This is a genomic window from Bacillaceae bacterium S4-13-56, assembly GCA_040191315.1.
Taxonomy (GTDB): Bacteria; Bacillota; Bacilli; order Bacillales; family JAWJLM01; genus JAWJLM01.
The window spans coordinates 46,256-63,119 of sequence record JAWJLM010000011.1; the positions used below are offsets into that span (position 1 = coordinate 46,256).

Below are 16,864 nucleotides of genomic sequence, written 5' to 3' on the forward strand. Positions count from 1 at the left end.
ATTAAACACCTATGACTATGTTATCATTATCAGCATCATAAGAAAATAACAAATCCACCAAGCCTTTGCGGCAGGTGGAAGATTTTGTTTAGAATGCTATATTTTCTTTACCAGCTGCCATAGCTACAGCCAATTTGATCCTAGCTTTCTTACAATCATCGTCATCCCCTAAAATGACTCCATTTTTATATAGGTCATAGGCGCTTCCTAAATAATCATACGTTGTATATACAGCCCCCTCTTCTGAGGAAGTAGTAATCACAACTTTTATCCCTTGGTTAACGGCTTTAATAATTTCATCCATCATGTCAGGCGCAACTTGACCTCGTCCCACTCCTTCGATAATAAGACCGTCCACTTTGCTTTCTCTTGCTGTTCGAATAAATTTCCCATCTGCATTCAAATAGCATTTCACAATATCAACTGTAGGAAGTGTTTTTACTCCTTTAATGTCATAGGTTTCTCGTTTTATTGGTTTCTGATAAACATGCACGACGTCGTTATCAACGATCCCAATGTAACCATATCCAAAAACATTAAAGCCTTGAATATTTGAAGCGTGCTCTTTTTTGACATACTTTGCTGGAAATATTCTTTCATTGAATACGACAACGGTTCCTACTTCCCTAAGATCTGGTTCACAGGCAGCATAAATTGCGTGCCTAATATTTATAAAAGCATCACTTCCAATGTCGGAAGGAGATCTTTGTGAACCTGTTACAACTACTGTTCTTTGGTCCAGTACAGTCAAATCTAAGAAATAAGCTGATTCCTCCAGCGAATCTGTCCCATGGGTTACTACTATACCTTCAATGGAAGGATCAAGGTAATATTCATCAATTCTCGATTTTAAATAAAGTAAATCCTCTAATGTTATGTGCATACTAGCTTTTTGAAAAACAGACTCGATTATTATCTCTATATCTGATGGTAATTCACATAGTGAAGCTAATTCATCACCTGTAAGAGCACCAGAAGCTAATTTCCCAGATTCTTTTCTCGGTGCACTTGCAATAGTTCCTCCAGTTGTTAGTAACACAACTTTTTTCTTCATAATTTATCCTCTATTCCATCTCAGTTATTATGTGGTTCGCAATGAGTTCCCCATGGAATCGACCATTTTCTATAAAAATCTTATTGTTGTTAAACCCTGCTGCTATGACTCCCGCAATATATAATCCCTTTACATTGCTCTCCATTGTCTGTTCATTGAAAAACGGTTTGCCTGTTTTTGAATCTATTAGTAGCCCGGAACTTTTTAAAAACTGCTGATTAGGCTGATATCCAGTCATAGCAAAAACAAAATCATTATCTATTGCAAATTCTTTTCCAGCTTTTTCATAAAAGACTTGATCACCCGTGATTTTTAAAACATTTGCATTGAATTCCATAGTAATCTTATCATTTCGAACCAAGGAGTCAAAATCAGGCAGAACCCACGGTTTAATACTTTCTGAATAACGACTTCCTCTATATAAAACAGTCACCTCAGCTCCTGCTTTAACAAGTTCCAGCGTAGCATCTACTGCTGAATTTTTACCGCCAATCACAACTACCTTTTGACCAAAATAAGGATGTGCTTCTTTAAAATAATGAGATACTTTCGCCAATTCTTCTCCGGGAACCATAAGTTGATTTGGTTGATCATAATAACCTGTGGCAAGAATCACTTTATCACAAATATATTTTTTCTTCTTCGTTTCGTTTTGAATAGTCCGTACATGAAAAGAATCCCCGTCTTTTTGAACTTCCAGCACTTGTTCATAGGTTTGAATTCTTAATTGGCTTCTTTTAGCAACCATCCGATAGTACACTAACGCTTGATTACGAAGAGGCTTGGAATGCTCCGTAACAAAAGGAAACCCACCAATTTCTAACTTTTCACTTGTGCTAAAAAAAGTCTGGTGAGTTGGAAATCGATAAATAGTGTGGACAATATTTTCTTTTTCAATAATTAAAGGATCTATTCCTCTTTTTTTAAGTTCAAGGGCGGCTGAAAGACCACACGGACCCGAGCCGACGATAATCACCTTTTCTTTCAATTCCTCCATATTTAATCCTTCTTCCTATCTCCCTAAAAAAATCGGCTTCACTTACCAATATGGCAAAGGCCTTCGTTGCCCTGATTCAAATATGCTCAGCAAAATTCGTCTTATCGTTAAAGGGATTCTTGAAAGCGTATTTTGCTTTCTTAGGAGCCCTTATACTCTGAGTGCAAGTCCTAATAGCAAAAGCCTATTTTCCCTGTACTATCAAACTACTGTAGTTACAAATTGCTGAAAGTATAACTAAAAAATCTCCTACCAAGACTATGATAGGAGATCTAATTGGAAAATTCAACTTAAATCCATCCTCTAAATCTAGAGGCTTCTGCCATTTTTCTAACACCAACCATGTAGGCTGCTAGACGCATATTAACTCGTCGAGTTTCCGCTGTATTGTAAACTGTATTAAATGCTTTAATCATAGCTTTATACAGCTTTTCTTCTACTTCTTCTTCTGTCCAATAATATCCTTGATTATTTTGAACCCATTCAAAATAAGAAACTGTAACCCCACCCGCAGAAGCTAAAACATCAGGTACTAATAAAATTCCCCGTTCTGACAAGATTCGGGTTGCTTCCAATGTGGTCGGTCCATTGGCTGCCTCCACTACAATTGTAGCTCGAATATTATGAGCGTTTTCTTCAGTAATTTGATTTTCTATGGCGGCTGGAACCAAAATATCACAGTCAAGCTCTAATAACTCTTTATTAGTAATCGTGTTTTTGAAAAGCTTAGTTACCGTTCCAAAACTATCACGACGATCTAGTAAATAATCAATATCTAATCCATCTGGATCATGTAACGCGCCATAGGCATCAGAAATACCAATGACCTTAGCTCCCGCATCATGCATAAATTTTGCCAGAAAACTACCTGCATTTCCAAACCCTTGAATAACTACTCGTGCACCAATTAAATCAATTCCCTTTTTCTTGGCCGATTCTTCAATACATATTGTTACACCTTTAGCAGTCGCAGATTCACGCCCATGGGAACCCCCCAACACTAATGGCTTTCCGGTAATAAATCCTGGACTATTAAATTCATCAATACGGCTATACTCATCCATCATCCAAGCCATAATTTGAGAGTTAGTAAACACATCTGGAGCAGGAATATCCTTTGTTGGGCCAACAATTTGACTAATTGCTCTAACATAGCCTCTACTTAAAGACTCTAGCTCTCTAAATGACATTTCCCGTGGGTCACAAATAATACCACCCTTGCCCCCGCCATAAGGTAGGTCAACAATTCCTGCTTTTAAACTCATCCAAATAGATAAAGCTTTAACTTCATTTTCCGTTACATTAGGATGGAAACGAACCCCACCCTTTGTTGGTCCTACAGCATCATTATGCTGAGCCCTGAAACCAGTAAAGATTTTTACATTTCCATCATCCATCCGGATTGGGATTCGAACAGTCATCATTCGAATCGGCTCTTTTAACAATTCATAAACTTCATCTGGGTACCCTAACTTTTCAAGTGCGTTTTTTACGACAGTCTGTGTTGACTTAAGAACATTCAACTGATCATTTTTTTCATTCGCAGTGTCTGATGTTTTATCGGCTGCCATGAACTTACCTCCCAAGAAATTGCCTTCTCTTTATATCTACGCTTACTTTCAGAGAATAGTATACACCTTCATATTCGATATGCAAATATGAAAATATAAGTTTTTTTAAAAATGAAAGCGTATTCAACCAAAATTTCCATGACCATTTATATTTAGTAACTTAATAAGAAAAGCGCAAGCGCCTCTCGAAACAAGAAAAGCACTTGTTTCTGCGAAGTAGCTCTAATTAGCTTCCCTTTGTGCGTTTACTCGGGGCAAAAACTTTGAAGATTACTCGAGGAATTTTTTTCGCTGGAGCAAGACAAATTATTTATAAATAGCTGATACTACTAGAAAAACTTGGCTTTATCGTTAAAGGGATTCTTGAAAGCGTATTTTACCTTCAAGAATCCCTTATACTCTGGCACGCAAAACCTAATGGCGACATGAACTATCACCCGACTAAAGTTATATAGCTGATAGTATAAAAAAGAAAAAGGATCCTATGAATTTGGGCCACCTATATATGAAAGTGTCGAGTGATTTGTAATAAAGCATTTTCATCATATATGTGCTTCCCATATTCCTCTAATTTGAAGGACGTAATAGCACTTGGTGATGAAAATTCGGATAGTATCGCAATTAAATCCTCTCGATTATGCTCCGAAATATCATAGTCATCTAATTTCAGATAATATCCATCGTTTAAATAATAGACTTTTCCTCCAACAATTTTTAAATCTATTAAATGATAAGCAAGCTGAATTAAGTGTTCGAATTCCGAAAAATAAAAGATCATTTCACGACTTTCGTCAAGCATGACTTTCATTTCTATATATTCATCATCCTCGTAATCCATTTCCGCTTCATTCTGAGTTACTACGATAAGCATACCCTGTGCCTGTAACAAATAAACCTGAACAAGCAACATTCCTTCTAAAGGAAAATTTAATTCATCACTCGCTTCGTACATCATATCTTGAAAGAGTTCGTGAACTAAAGGCATGTCATGCCATAAATCTTCTTTTGTTAATCCTCTTTCGATTAAGTCATCAAAGGTAAGAAAAATCTTAAATTTATTGTGTGATATCCTTTCAAGCTTCACTTATAATCCCCCCTCGATGCAATCCATCTTACTTAACCTTTTAAACATTATATGTAGAAGTTAAGCTATTTGGCACTTTGTTTTCTATTTTTATCTTGAATGAAAAGGCAGTAATACCCCCACCTCAAATCTTAAGTAAAACGAGAAGAGTAGGTGGGGATAAAATGATCGTAAATGTCCGATTGGTTCAAGGGCCTTTATGTCATACCCTTGGTATGCTAACAATCAGTGGAGTCAGCTGCTGATTGAAGTTTCACTTTATTACCCTCCATTAGGTTCCTGCTTTTTTTGCAGTGAAATAACATGACATTCTGCTTTTGTTCCTAATCTTAATGGCAATAAGGAAGTGCCATACCCCTCACTTACAAACCCCAAAGTGTGGCTGCAATGAACTTCTCCGCCTCTATCTCTTATACCCCACCCAAAAATTCTGATTTGTCCTCCATGTGTATGTCCACTCAAAAAAAGATCAACTTCTTTTTGTATATGAGGTGAAAAGGTTTCAAATAAAGAAGGATCATGGATAGCAAGAATCTTAAAATCACCATTGCTGCTCTGTAATGGTGTTTCAATATCCACATCGCGATTTTGGGGACAATCCAAGCCTATAAGATCTATAACTTCTCCACTTTCGGATTCAAAAGATACTTTATCATTAGCTAATACCTTCACCTGACAATCAAGTAAAGTTGCATCAAGAAGGTGGTAGTCCGTTTCATAATCATTGTTACCCCAGACAAAATATATGGGAGCATTTAATCTTTTTAGTAATTTTATATTTTCTTGAACGCGTTGCATAGGGACTCCTTTTTCTGTCAAGTCTCCTCCTATAATAACAAGGTCAATCTTCTCCTCGATTTTCAAGATTGTATCTTGTTTGATTTTCCTTCTATGAACATCTGATATAAAAAAAATCGAAATTTTCCCAAACGACGACGGAAAGTGAGAAAACTCCAGAACTTGTCGATCAATACGGTCATAATGAGCCTTCCAATACATATATAACAAAATCCCAATGCCAACGAGTAGAATTGCTACAAAAAAAACAAGCATTCTTAAATCTCCTTTATGTTTACCTTCATGGATGTTCTCATTATCCTGCTATAGATGTTGCAACATTTATTGATTTAAATTTCTTTAATATCAAGAACTCGAAACCCAGATCTCTCCAGCTTTTTCGTAAACTTATCTATATTGTCCTTTTCTTCTAACTTCAATACAATTCGTCTAGTTAGCTTATCTGTTTCGTCAAAAGTAGCTAGGGAAATAACATTTTCATGGTATTGTTCTAGAATTCCACCAAGTCGAGCAATTCTACCTTCAGCCTCTGTGGAAGTGAAGGCAATCCGCACGCCTCTTCGTCTCGTACCAAATGCACTTTCAAATTGATCTAGTACATCATCACGTGTTACAAGTCCTAAGAATTTTTGTTGTTCATCCACAACAGCTAGTATAGAAAAATCTTTAAATAAGGGTAAGGTTTTTTCGAATACATCATTAATTGTTATAGATAAATCTTTTTCTTCAACGAATTCGTTAACATAATGATCGTTTAAAAAAACTTCCTTCGTAAAATCCCCTTTGAAAAAGTGTTTATAAATGATTTGTTTGGAGATCATTCCAACGAATCTGTCTCCATCTAGAACTGGCATACCTTGAATATCATTTTTATTTAATTTATCTAATGTAGAACCAATTGTACTTTCTATATTCGTTGTAATACTTTGATGTAAAGGCTTCATAATTCCTTTTACAAACATATATATCATCCTCCATTTTCACTATGTGTTATGAATAAAGTATTCTACATTTTTTAAAAATATCCTTTCCATGTACTTAATAATTTATCCTTTTTAGCCTTGCCGATGCATTTTTTTAGATAAAAAGATTGTTCGTGTAATAAGACATGCCTTGTTATACATAGATATATATTGTGCTGATACCCTTTCTTGGAGAAAAGAAAGGTGTTTTATTGTGCATACATCTAGAGAAAGGAGGAGCGTTGATGCATTCTCACTTCAAATATTATCAGCCATTCCACAGTCCTTATGATCCTTGCCCTCCGATTGGTGTTAAATCCTATCCTACCCCACCTCAATTGTATATGGGATTTCAGCCACCTAATCTGAAGCAATTTTCACCAATGGAGGCATTAAAACACGGGACTCTGTGGCCAGCCCTCTATAGCCCATACCCTGGCCCAACAAGAGAGGAGGAATCCTGATGAAACAATTACCAAGTTCCTATTATGATATGATGACCGAAATCCAAGCCATAGATTTTGTTCTAGTTGAATTAACCCTTTATTTAGATACACATCCTGAAGATTATGAAGCCATTCAACAATTTAATCAATATTCACAACAGTCTAGGAAACTGAAACGTGCCTTTGAAAAAGAGTTTGGTCCCCTATTTGAATTCGGAATGAGTTATTCTAACTACCCATGGAGCTGGGATGATACCCCTTGGCCATGGCAAGTTTAAAAAGGTAGGTGATAAATTTGTGGTTATATGAGAAAAAATTACAATATCCAGTGAAAGTGAGCACCTGTAATCCCCGATTAGCTAAGTTTTTAATTGAACAATATGGTGGAGCAGACGGAGAATTAGCTGCTGCTTTGCGATATTTAAATCAGAGATACACCATTCCTGACAAAGTCATTGGTTTACTTACTGACATCGGCACAGAGGAATTTGCTCATCTTGAAATGATTGCGACAATGATTTATAAACTAACAAAGGACGCAACTCCAGAGCAATTGAAAGAAGCAGGAATTGCTCCGCATTATGTAAACCACGACAAGGCTTTATTTTATCACAATGCAGCTGGAAACCCATTTACAGCAGAGTACATTCAAGCTAAAGGTGATCCTATAGCAGATTTGTACGAAGATATTGCAGCAGAAGAAAAAGCAAGAGCAACCTATCAGTGGATTATTAATATGTCTGATGATCCTGACTTAAATGATAGTCTTTCGTTCTTAAGAGAACGAGAGATCGTCCATTCTCAACGCTTTCGCGAAGCCGTTGAAATTATCAAAGAAGAGCGAGATAAAAAGAATTTTTTTTAAAAGACGCGGGTTTCCGCGTCTTTTCTATTATTCTTCTGGGATTAAGAGAGTTTCACCCGCAAAAACTTCCTTTCTATTTAGTTCATTGGCTTCTATTATTAATGCTTCCCCCCACTTCCCACCATAGAACTCCATGGCAATTGAAAAAAGTGTATCTCCCTTTTTTACTTGATAATAGCGTGGAGAAGGATTTTCCACTATCTTTTGGTCTTGATTTTGTATCTGTTCGTTCTTAGAAACTAAAGTGAGTTCATCATCACCTTTCCTAGAAGGTTCACTATCCACTTCTTCTATCATCAGCATTTCCTTTTCCACATCCGTATTTTCTTTTTCGTTATTTTCCACTTTTCCATTAGAATCATTAACTGATATTATAGATACCATTTCTCCCACTTTCGGTTCGCTAGAAATCGAAAGTGAATCTGATTCCTCATAATTTGACTGCCAAATATGATAAAAAGGGATGGATAATAAAATCACTATAAAGACAAGTAATAATAACCGAACAAGCGGAAATTTAATTTTAAATTTCACACCTTTATTTGATTGGCTGTGAACGACACTTCTAGGTGGCATGTTTAATAATGTAACGGAATCCTTAGGTTCTTTTTCATTATTTTTTTCAATTAAAAATTCTTTCTGCTCTAGAGGAATAGATTCGTCACCTCTCTGCTCTCTTTTAATTCGTTCCCGTAATTCATGTGCTTGATCTTTAAAATCCCCATGATTTATTGATGACATAGGCTACCCTCACTTTTGATAACGAATAAATAATGCTAGCAAGAAATCAATTAGAAAATGAGCAAACATAACTACCCAAAAACTTTGACTAACTTCAAACATTACACCTAATAAAAAGCTTAATAAAAAGACGGATACAAATAAGACAGGTTTATAAAGATAACGAATATGAACGAGAGCAAAAATCACACTGGCAACAATAAGACCAAACTTTGATTGCAGGATTCCTCTAAAAAGGAGTTCTTCACAAAAAGCGATTAACAATGTCATCCAAAATATGTGGAATGTAGTTCTATTCCGAAATACCTTTTCATTAACACCACCATCATCAAAAGACGACTCTGGCAGAACCTTCATTAAGAATAAATCTACACCTACCACAGCAATAGAAAAAGGTATAGAGTACAGTATAACTTTCTTTGTATCCCATACAAACAATGTTTCCCACGGTATGGAAGGAAAGAACAGCCATCCTCCTAAAAATGCCAAAACAATTAAAATCCCTTGTGTTAAATAAAGTTGTAATAGTAATTCCCTATCTGTCATTTTTTGTATAAGCTCATCTTGACGTAACTTATTCATGTTGTCCCTCGATATGAAAAATTGTTTTTAATTCCAATTTCCAATCCCATTCCTTTATCGTTGCAGAATTTTTTGCTGGTTCATGCCAATGGTCAAATGAAAACCCACAATAATCACAGCAATATTTATTTTCCACAAATTGTATTTTTTGTTGAAAATGCTTATAAAGACTCATTCTACGACACTCATTATTTTTTATCCATTCTAAAAATTCCTGTAGCTTTTCAGATTTATAGTTTTTTCGTGTGTAAATTAGTTCTTTTAAGAATACATAAATTTGGTCCCACTCTAATTCACTTAACTGTTTTCTATTTTCTATCATATCATGCTTTTCAAGGTGAAATTTCAAAAATCTCCAGTGAACCTCAGAAATTTGTAAAATCTCTATTATTTCTTCATCTACTGGTAAGTTTTCACGTAGAAAAATGTCTTTTTTTAGTAATGTTATTGCATGAAGTAAGGACGTTTCATCCATGATTTCAGAATCTATTAAATATTTGGGAATTCTTTCATCATTTTCCGAATAAAACAACAAACTAACGGCTTGTTCTCCGTCTCTACCAGCTCGACCGATCTCTTGAATATATGACTCCATATTTCCAGGCGGGTGAAAATGAATAACTAACCTTATATCGGGTTTATTAATCCCCATTCCAAAGGCATTGGTACAACAAATAATATCCAATTGATTTTTCATAAATTGTTGTTGAATGAGAATCCTTTCGTTGCTTTCCAAACCACCGTGATAATATGCTATTTTCTTATTTGGGAGCTCATTTTCAAGTAATACCGCTACTCTTTCTGCTTCATTACGACTAGAAAAATAAATCATAGTTGATTTGGAATGGTTATTAACTACTTCTTTTATTTGTTCTATTTTTTCTTTGCGAGTTTGCACTTGTTCAACCACTATAGTAATATTAGGCCGGTCCATAGGAAACACTGCTGATGTCATCCGCGGCCGTCCTAAAAGTCCTTTAATCTCCTCCTGGACCCTTGGCATTGCTGTAGCACTTAAGGCTAAAACCTGGGGGTGATCAAGAAATTCTAAAACAGGACGAATCCTTTGATAGTCCATTCGAAATTCATGACCCCATTGAGAAATACAATGGGCTTCATCAATAGCAATAAGTTGTATAGGAACTTGTTTTAGTAGATTTAAGAACGTAACAGACTGTAACATTTCTGGAGAACAATATAGCAAGTCCAATTTTTTAAGATTTGATAACACAACCTGTTTTTCCTGATAACTAATCATGCTATTTATAGAGGCAACTCGTTTGTATCCAAACTCTTTCATTTCTCTTACTTGATCGATCATTAAAGATATTAAAGGAGATATAACCACTACGAGTCCTTCATTCATCAAAGCCGGAAGTTGATAGCACACCGATTTCCCTGTACCTGTTGGCAATATCCCAAGGACATCTTTTTTCTCTTGAAGATATTCAAGAATCTCCTTTTGTCCTTCTCTGAAATTTTTGTAACCAAAATACTGTTGTAAGGCCTCCTGAAGGTTCATACTTCTCTCCTTCCCTTTACTTTTGCTAGTGTAAGTCTAATTTGAAAGTAAGTAATAGTCTCTGGACATTTTTCTTTTATATGACGCAAGCGGTGCGAATTCGTTTTTTGAATGGCTTCTTCAATAAGATGATACTCTTCATTTGTTAAAAAAGAATCTAATGGAAAATCCATGAGAGAAAGTGCCATTTCAACTATGTGATCTTGGATGGTACTTAATTTGTATCCTCTAAGAGATGCTATTTCCTCCATTAAATATCCTTTTTCATACCACTCCATTGTCTTTTGAGCTGATTGAGTTAATAAAACTCCTTCTTTCTCTTGTGGAAACCAAGTATTTAAAATATCGGATGGTGTAGTCCTTGTCCAAATGATTTGGCAAGTCCATAGCAGAAACAACTCAATATCATATGTGCTGAATGAGTACTTTTTAGCTAGCTGACGCATACTTAGACCCACTCGGTGACTACCCGTCAGCTTTAATACAAAAACGTCTGACATAGGGTGTGGTAGGCTTTCCAAGATGCTATATAAGTGGACATAAACTTGTTTCATGATTTCTGATAAATGTGACTTATGGTTAAGATAATAATTTTTAACCCACTTCTGTGTCGGAAGATGATCTGTAATAGGGGTGAACTTATGATTTCCTATGGATAAATTAGAATACATTTGAATCATTAAATGCAACCTTTCTAAGAATATACGTAGGTTTTTATTCATATTAATATCCCTGAAATCCTTTACACGTTCTCTATCAGATTTATGAACATCTAGAAAATCCATTCCCACTTTCGTTATAAGAAGTCTATCATTTTGAATTTGAATAAAATTATTTTGAAACATCCTATTCAATACTTCTTGATATGTATCTCTTTGTAATCCTGGAAATAGTCCATAGAATCCTTCTAAATGAAAAGTATGCACATCCTGAATCGTTTGAGCCGATTTTTTCCCTTTTAATAAATGAAACAGAGCAGCTTCTCCTCTTTCCCCTTGAAACCTTTCTAATGCATCGAGAATGAGAGTAATAAACATCTGTGATGACTCTCCTTTATTTATTTAGTATAAAAAAATAATATTATAAAACCCTTACAAAATGTAATTAAAATATAGGGTAAATGGGGGTAAATGTTGTAGTGATAAGCATTCTCATCAATTAACGGTTGAAAAGTCAAGCAAACAGTTTTACAATATGTTTGAGACAATCGTTTCAAACATACCATAAGGGACAAATATTTTTATTGGTCAATATATGGCCAGAAAATTAGGGAGGAATGTGACGTGGCTAAGTACACAATTGTTGACAAAGAAACTTGTATAGCATGTGGTGCATGTGGAGCAGCAGCACCAGATATTTATGATTATGATGATGAAGGAATTGCATTTGTAACATTAGACGATAACCAAGGTATTGTTGAAATTCCCGAAGTTCTTGAAGAAGATATGATGGATGCCTTTGAAGGCTGTCCTACTGATTCTATTAAAGTTGCTGACGAGCCATTTGATGGAGATGCAACAAAATTTGAATAAGAATAATAGAAATCCCTTCCTAACCGAAGGGGTTTTTTCATTATAGTGATGAAGAAAGTTTTATTTATATATTTTAGCTTTGTACTAGAATTGCAAATTTCTTCTTTGCTTCTAGTTCATCAAAAGTACTATACCACCTATGCTTTGTCTGATCAATGATTCTAAAATGCTTTGTTACAGCATTTTGTTGAAGGGTAAAAGCCCCCTCCTCCATAACGGTCAACCACCATACTTTTCCTCCCATTGTTTTTGATACCGGTCGATCAACGATAAAATGTGCAACAGTTTCTATTACTTCTACAACATTTTCTTCCCCTAACGTGTTTTCTGACAACTCCCACAGCTAAAGCAGTGGGGTTCTAGGATACTAACAAGCTTCTCTGTAAGATTTCAGAATCACGAAACAGGGCACATAAAGCAACAACAGTTGTCCAATTCCCTTTCATTCTACCTTTTTCTATTTGGACTAAAGTCTTCTTTGATATTCCTAGAATGGTAGCCATTTGATCCTGTGTATAATTTTTTTCAACGCGAATTAACTTAATCTTTGGAGATAGGCTATCTATTAACTCTTCTTTGTTCATAAGTAGCACTCCCCATACCTTTTATTTCTATTTTATCATGTATCTACGTTTCCCTTCTAGAAAATTAATAAATTCTAATTTCTTCCGATTATTTCGAATCTTTTTTCATTTATTTATTTATATCAATGCGTTAAAGTGTTAAAATAAAGTGAAACTTCAATCAGTGGGGGATTACCGCCCGTTCATACGGGGTAAATGAAAATCTATTGATTTAGCCCATTGACAATAACCTTAAGGTTATGATAAATTTTTCAGAAAATTATTATCAAGTAAAGAGAGGAGTGTTTGTTCTGAACACAATACTTATTTCAGATCCCATTCAGGAGGAAGGGATTGTATCCTTATTAGAAGATTCTAGATGTGTTATTCTACAAAAACATGTGAATGATGCCACAAAAGAAGAGTTAGAAAAAGTAGATGCTCTCATGGTAAGGAGCGGTACGCAGGTTACTGATGAAGTTATGGATAAGATGCCTAACTTAAAGATTATTGGACGCGCTGGGGTTGGTGTGGATAATATTCAAATAGAACAAGCATCAAATAGAGGAATATTAGTTATTAATGCTCCAAATGGAAATACCATTTCAACAGCAGAACATACTTTTGCAATGATGGCAGGTTTACTAAGAAAAATCCCTCAAGCCACACAATCTATTAAAAGCGGAGAATGGAATCGTAAACAATTCCAAGGCCAAGAGATTTATGGAAAAACTCTTGGTATTATCGGATTTGGAAGAATTGGAACGGAACTTTCAAAACGAGTAAAGGCATTTGGAATGAATATTCTTGTTTATGATCCATTTCTAACGGAAGAAAGAGCGAAAAAAAACGGAGTAACTCTTGCAGAAGAGCTTGATTATTTATTAGAGAATAGTGATATCATTACCGTTCATACTCCACTTACAGAAGATACACGACATTTAATTAATCAGGAAAACATTTACAAGACAAAAAAGGGAGTCTATTTTTTGAATTGCGCCAGAGGCGGGATCATAGAGGAGGATGCACTATATCAAGGAATTGTTTCAGGACATGTTCGTGGAGCTGCTTTAGATGTTTTTGATGTAGAACCCCCTACTAATAGGAATTTGTTAGAATTAGAGGAGGTTGTAGCAACCCCACATATCGCTGCTTCAACAGAAGAAGCACAGACGAATGTGGCAAAACAAATATCAGAGGATTTTCTTCGGTTTATAGATGGAGATCCTGTATCAAGTGCAATAAACCTTCCTCAGCTAACTAAAGATGAATTCACAGTTCTATCACCGTTTTTTGATTTAGTAAAACAAATGGGTAATTTCACTTCCCAATGTATGAAATCTCCTGTCAAAAAGGTTAATATCACATACGGAGGGAAGATTACAGAACTTGACACACAGATTCTAAGTCGTTGGTTTGTTAGAGGTTTCTTGAATTCCAGAGTAGACCAAACCATTAATGAAGTGAATGCTTTTCAGGTTTGCCAACAGCGAGGCATATCCTTTAGTGAAACTTTACAGGATGATACACATGGATTTACCAATATCATCGAAGCGACTATCTATGGAGAAAAGCAATCATTCACTATTATGGGAACCTATATTCCAGAAGTAGGTCCAAGAATTATTCGATTAAATGGTTTCTCCGTTGATTTCTATCCAGAGAATTCCTTGCTTTATATTCATCATAATGATCAACCAGGTGTAATCGGGATGGTAGGGCAATTCTTAGGAAACGAAGGACTTAACATAGCAACTATGGTAGTTGGCCGGAAATCAGCTGGTGGAGATGCAATTATGGTTCTTTCTTTTGATGAACCTGTTCCAACTCATATTGTGGAGCAAATTCAATCAAATCCTATGATTACAAACTGTCAAAGAATTAATATGTAAAAGAAAGGGGCTTGGACAAAGCATTTAAATAAAAAACAAACATTATGATTGGCGTAAAAACAAATCCGGAACTATACTTGCTTCAGGGGGCCTCTGGTGAGCCAAGGAGCTTCCTTGACTTCATCGCACCTTTGTGCCGAGGAAAACAAGCTTCGAAGCACTGCGTGTAGCATCCGAACTTCCTCGGGGTCTCACCTAGGCCTTTCCTTTCCCGCAGGACAGGGATACTTCCTCGAAAATACTTTGCACGAAGAAAAAGCGAATTGCTTTTTCGAGGAATCTGCATATGTTTCCGGAGTTTAATTTCCATCTTGTTCGTTTTTTTGTTCTTTATTTAAGTTATGTTCCAGTCTCTTTCTTATTAGTTAGTTATGGTAAATATATTGGATTTATTTGATCTGATGGAACTGGGATTGGATTCGTTAAATCGTAATTACTTAATTTTTTAAGGCCAGCATTACTAAACTGAACAGTTTCGTATCCAAAAGATCTGGCTGTGAGAAGGATTCCCTCGATCATAGTCAGATTTTCTTGATTCGCTAATAATGTAGTCCCCTGTGAAAATTCCACAATTAATGTCTCCTCATTTAAAGGCTCCACACGATTGATTTCCACATCTTCTGGAATAATAGACTGTAAGAGTGAGTAATCTTCAGGGCTTGTAAGTTCAGAAATATTGTCTTCAATATTATCAATTTCTGTATCCATTGGAACCAGCATTCCCATAGCCTTTTCATCAATTTTATATAAGAAATATATTTCTTTATCTGGTTGTTGAATTTTCACTTCTTTCATAGGACCAGCATGAGGAAAATCAACTCCACTTTCTCCATTCTCATTTTGAAAAAGGATGGTTTTATATCTAGTATTTCCAAACATTCGATGTAATGACCGGATTAAAGCATCCTCAACATAAGAGCCACTTGATGCAAAGAAAGATTGTGGAACTTGAACATGAACAATAGATAAATCTTGATCAAGTGTAAAAGTTATCCCCTTCAAAAAAGATTCCATTAATCCCCACTGTTCGAGTAATTCCGATTGGTCCTTATTAAGTTCGTGATATACCTCTTCTTTGGTCATGATACTAGTGGAAATAACCGTAGCTGGCACGTTATATAAGAAATCCTTACTTGGGAACACATACTGTACTGCGGCTGTGTCTGATAAATTAGATGTAACGAGGTGGGAATTTATAGGTGAAACTCCCATTATCCCCATGCCCCCTAAAATGGATTCGTCAGCTGCATCTGTTTCTGAAAGACCAATCTGATTTGGTCCTGTATGATTTAGACTTTCTTCTGACAGACGGCTCGTGTCATTATGAATTTGTACTGTGTCATCCCTGTTATCCTTAAGGAATAATGTAGGAGAAATCATAAACACTATTTACATAACAGCAGCTGCAGCAAAGGAAGGAAGTACCCATGGTTGCTTTAAGACATTTTTTCTTCGCGGTATAGTCTGCTCTTGATCAAGTCGTGAGGAAATTTGTTCAAGCCATTCCTGTTTTGATTTTGTATCTTGAATACTTGGCATATTTCTTAATAGATCTTCTATTTCTTCCTCACTATAACTCTTTTGCTTCACGTCTAACACCCTCCTCTCCGACCTTTTGTTCTAATAATGTTCTAAGTGCCTTCATTCCTCGATGCTGTGTAGTTTTCACCTTACTTAAACTCCACCCTAAAATCTCTGCTGTTTCCTGGATAGATAGATCTTGTATATAACGTAATATAATGACGGTTTTTTGATCGATTGTACAGTGTTCTAAGCATTCATAAATTTCTTTGATCTCTTCATTTTGAACAGCCATTTCTTCTGGAATGGGATCAGAATCCTGGATTAAAGGACTATTTTCTCCAATATCAAATAAATCCATAATATGTTTTTTTCTTCTTTTTTGTCCCCTAAAATAGTCAATAGCTGCATGTCTAGCTATAGAAAATATCCATGTTTTTTCGCTACTGTTCCCTTTAAAACTATCGTATGATTTAATAATATTGATATACACTTCTTGAGATAGGTCCTCAGCCAATTGTTTATTTCTTACCATATAAAAAAGAAATTGAAACAGATCATGATGATATTTATCATATAAGTCCTCAAACACCTCTTGCATGGAGAGTCCTCCGTTCATAATCTTAGTCGATTCTGCTAAAAAAAAGTTACAACCTTCCTGCTATTTTCTCTTTAAGACTATTTTACCTTTTTATAGAATACAAAAGAAGTATCAATCTTGCATCCATTGGGAC

18 protein-coding genes and 1 pseudogene are annotated in these 16,864 nt (G+C 35.5%); 5 read left to right on the top strand and 14 right to left on the bottom strand.

The features are described from left to right. Positions 1-88 precede the first annotated feature (88 nt). The 6 genes from RZN25_05165 to RZN25_05190 form a co-directional block, all read right to left on the bottom strand. Entirely contained in the window at positions 89-1,054 is a 966-nt protein-coding gene (locus RZN25_05165) for an asparaginase (protein MEQ6376213.1), read from the bottom strand. A 10-nt stretch (positions 1,055-1,064) separates the two neighbouring features. Then, a complete protein-coding gene (locus RZN25_05170; protein MEQ6376214.1) occupies positions 1,065-2,051 on the bottom strand; it encodes a YpdA family putative bacillithiol disulfide reductase in 987 nt (328 codons plus the stop codon). Between the two features lie 290 nt (positions 2,052-2,341). After that, positions 2,342-3,622, bottom strand: a complete 1,281-nt coding sequence (locus tag RZN25_05175; protein MEQ6376215.1) for a Glu/Leu/Phe/Val dehydrogenase — start codon at positions 3,620-3,622, stop codon at positions 2,342-2,344. 499 nt (positions 3,623-4,121) lie between these two features. Further along, a complete protein-coding gene (locus RZN25_05180) occupies positions 4,122-4,706 on the bottom strand; it encodes a genetic competence negative regulator (GenBank protein ID MEQ6376216.1) in 585 nt (194 codons plus the stop codon). A gap of 261 nt (positions 4,707-4,967) precedes the next feature. Then, on the bottom strand, positions 4,968-5,759 hold the full coding sequence (locus RZN25_05185) for a metallophosphoesterase family protein (protein MEQ6376217.1): 792 nt from the start codon (positions 5,757-5,759) through the stop codon (positions 4,968-4,970). A gap of 74 nt (positions 5,760-5,833) precedes the next feature. After that, positions 5,834-6,466: a CBS domain-containing protein gene (locus RZN25_05190; protein MEQ6376218.1), complete on the bottom strand. Its 633-nt coding sequence runs from the start codon at positions 6,464-6,466 to the stop codon at positions 5,834-5,836. 245 nt (positions 6,467-6,711) lie between these two features. Here RZN25_05190 and RZN25_05195 point away from each other — a divergent pair, with 245 nt between their 5' ends. The 3 genes from RZN25_05195 to RZN25_05205 are packed head-to-tail and all read left to right on the top strand — an operon-like array spanning position 6,712 to position 7,777. Then, positions 6,712-6,930, top strand: coding sequence for a spore coat associated protein CotJA (locus RZN25_05195; protein MEQ6376219.1), 219 nt, complete (start codon positions 6,712-6,714; stop codon positions 6,928-6,930). Next, positions 6,930-7,190: a spore coat protein CotJB gene (locus tag RZN25_05200; GenBank protein ID MEQ6376220.1), complete on the top strand. Its 261-nt coding sequence runs from the start codon at positions 6,930-6,932 to the stop codon at positions 7,188-7,190. Before RZN25_05195 ends, RZN25_05200 begins: the two co-directional genes overlap by 1 nt. Before the next feature lie 17 nt (positions 7,191-7,207). Further along, positions 7,208-7,777, top strand: coding sequence for a manganese catalase family protein (locus RZN25_05205; protein ID MEQ6376221.1), 570 nt, complete (start codon positions 7,208-7,210; stop codon positions 7,775-7,777). Between the two features lie 27 nt (positions 7,778-7,804). Here RZN25_05205 and RZN25_05210 read toward each other — a convergent pair whose 3' ends face one another. From RZN25_05210 to RZN25_05225, 4 genes are read right to left on the bottom strand one after another with little or no spacing between them, the layout of a single operon-like run. Next, a complete protein-coding gene (locus RZN25_05210) occupies positions 7,805-8,518 on the bottom strand; it encodes a LysM peptidoglycan-binding domain-containing protein (GenBank protein ID MEQ6376222.1) in 714 nt (237 codons plus the stop codon). Positions 8,519-8,527: 9 nt separating this feature from the next. After that, the gene (locus tag RZN25_05215) at positions 8,528-9,100 is read right to left on the bottom strand and encodes a type II CAAX endopeptidase family protein (protein ID MEQ6376223.1); all 573 of its coding nucleotides are present in this window, start codon (positions 9,098-9,100) and stop codon (positions 8,528-8,530) included. Then, positions 9,093-10,622, bottom strand: coding sequence for an ATP-dependent DNA helicase RecQ (locus RZN25_05220; protein ID MEQ6376224.1), 1,530 nt, complete (start codon positions 10,620-10,622; stop codon positions 9,093-9,095). The genes RZN25_05215 and RZN25_05220 overlap by 8 nt, the downstream gene beginning before the upstream one ends. After that, entirely contained in the window at positions 10,619-11,659 is a 1,041-nt protein-coding gene (locus RZN25_05225) for a helix-turn-helix domain-containing protein (protein ID MEQ6376225.1), read from the bottom strand. The genes RZN25_05220 and RZN25_05225 overlap by 4 nt, the downstream gene beginning before the upstream one ends. A gap of 246 nt (positions 11,660-11,905) precedes the next feature. Between RZN25_05225 and RZN25_05230 the strand changes: the two genes are divergently transcribed. Beyond that, the gene (locus tag RZN25_05230) at positions 11,906-12,154 is read left to right on the top strand and encodes a ferredoxin (protein MEQ6376226.1); all 249 of its coding nucleotides are present in this window, start codon (positions 11,906-11,908) and stop codon (positions 12,152-12,154) included. A 73-nt stretch (positions 12,155-12,227) separates the two neighbouring features. Here RZN25_05230 and RZN25_05235 read toward each other — a convergent pair. After that, positions 12,228-12,738, bottom strand: a pseudogene (locus RZN25_05235) (helix-turn-helix domain-containing protein). Positions 12,739-13,019: 281 nt separating this feature from the next. On the opposite strand from RZN25_05235, the gene serA reads away from it, so the two are divergent. Then, complete coding sequence (serA, locus tag RZN25_05240) at positions 13,020-14,609, top strand: phosphoglycerate dehydrogenase (GenBank protein MEQ6376227.1); 1,590 nt, start codon at positions 13,020-13,022, stop codon at positions 14,607-14,609. Positions 14,610-14,978: 369 nt separating this feature from the next. On the opposite strand, the gene RZN25_05245 is transcribed toward serA, so the two are convergent. Genes RZN25_05245 through sigX form a run of 3 tightly spaced genes read right to left on the bottom strand, consistent with a single transcriptional unit; the run spans position 14,979 to position 16,731 of the window. After that, positions 14,979-15,989, bottom strand: coding sequence for a GerMN domain-containing protein (locus RZN25_05245; GenBank protein ID MEQ6376228.1), 1,011 nt, complete (start codon positions 15,987-15,989; stop codon positions 14,979-14,981). A 9-nt stretch (positions 15,990-15,998) separates the two neighbouring features. Next, positions 15,999-16,199 carry a hypothetical protein gene (locus RZN25_05250; protein ID MEQ6376229.1) on the bottom strand — a complete coding sequence of 67 codons (201 nt, stop codon included), beginning with the start codon at positions 16,197-16,199 and terminating at the stop codon, positions 15,999-16,001. Next, on the bottom strand, positions 16,180-16,731 hold the full coding sequence (gene sigX / locus RZN25_05255; GenBank protein MEQ6376230.1) for an RNA polymerase sigma factor SigX: 552 nt from the start codon (positions 16,729-16,731) through the stop codon (positions 16,180-16,182). The genes RZN25_05250 and sigX overlap by 20 nt, the downstream gene beginning before the upstream one ends. Positions 16,732-16,864: the final 133 nt, after the last annotated feature.

Bases quoted from the DNA above. Each gene is read 5' to 3' on its own strand.
- RZN25_05220 (MEQ6376224.1), bottom strand. From the start codon at position 10,622: ATGAACCTTCAGGAGGCCTTACAACAGTATTTTGGTTACAAAAATTTC.
- RZN25_05245 (MEQ6376228.1), bottom strand. From the start codon at position 15,989: ATGATTTCTCCTACATTATTCCTTAAGGATAACAGGGATGACACAGTA.
- RZN25_05175 (MEQ6376215.1), bottom strand. From the start codon at position 3,622: ATGGCAGCCGATAAAACATCAGACACTGCGAATGAAAAAAATGATCAG.
- RZN25_05190 (MEQ6376218.1), bottom strand. From the start codon at position 6,466: ATGTTTGTAAAAGGAATTATGAAGCCTTTACATCAAAGTATTACAACG.
- RZN25_05210 (MEQ6376222.1), bottom strand. From the start codon at position 8,518: ATGTCATCAATAAATCATGGGGATTTTAAAGATCAAGCACATGAATTA.
- RZN25_05185 (MEQ6376217.1), bottom strand. From the start codon at position 5,759: ATGCTTGTTTTTTTTGTAGCAATTCTACTCGTTGGCATTGGGATTTTG.
- RZN25_05225 (MEQ6376225.1), bottom strand. From the start codon at position 11,659: ATGTTTATTACTCTCATTCTCGATGCATTAGAAAGGTTTCAAGGGGAA.
- RZN25_05195 (MEQ6376219.1), top strand. From the start codon at position 6,712: ATGCATTCTCACTTCAAATATTATCAGCCATTCCACAGTCCTTATGAT.
- sigX (MEQ6376230.1), bottom strand. From the start codon at position 16,731: ATGCAAGAGGTGTTTGAGGACTTATATGATAAATATCATCATGATCTG.
- RZN25_05165 (MEQ6376213.1), bottom strand. From the start codon at position 1,054: ATGAAGAAAAAAGTTGTGTTACTAACAACTGGAGGAACTATTGCAAGT.
- RZN25_05200 (MEQ6376220.1), top strand. From the start codon at position 6,930: ATGAAACAATTACCAAGTTCCTATTATGATATGATGACCGAAATCCAA.
- RZN25_05215 (MEQ6376223.1), bottom strand. From the start codon at position 9,100: ATGAATAAGTTACGTCAAGATGAGCTTATACAAAAAATGACAGATAGG.
- RZN25_05170 (MEQ6376214.1), bottom strand. From the start codon at position 2,051: ATGGAGGAATTGAAAGAAAAGGTGATTATCGTCGGCTCGGGTCCGTGT.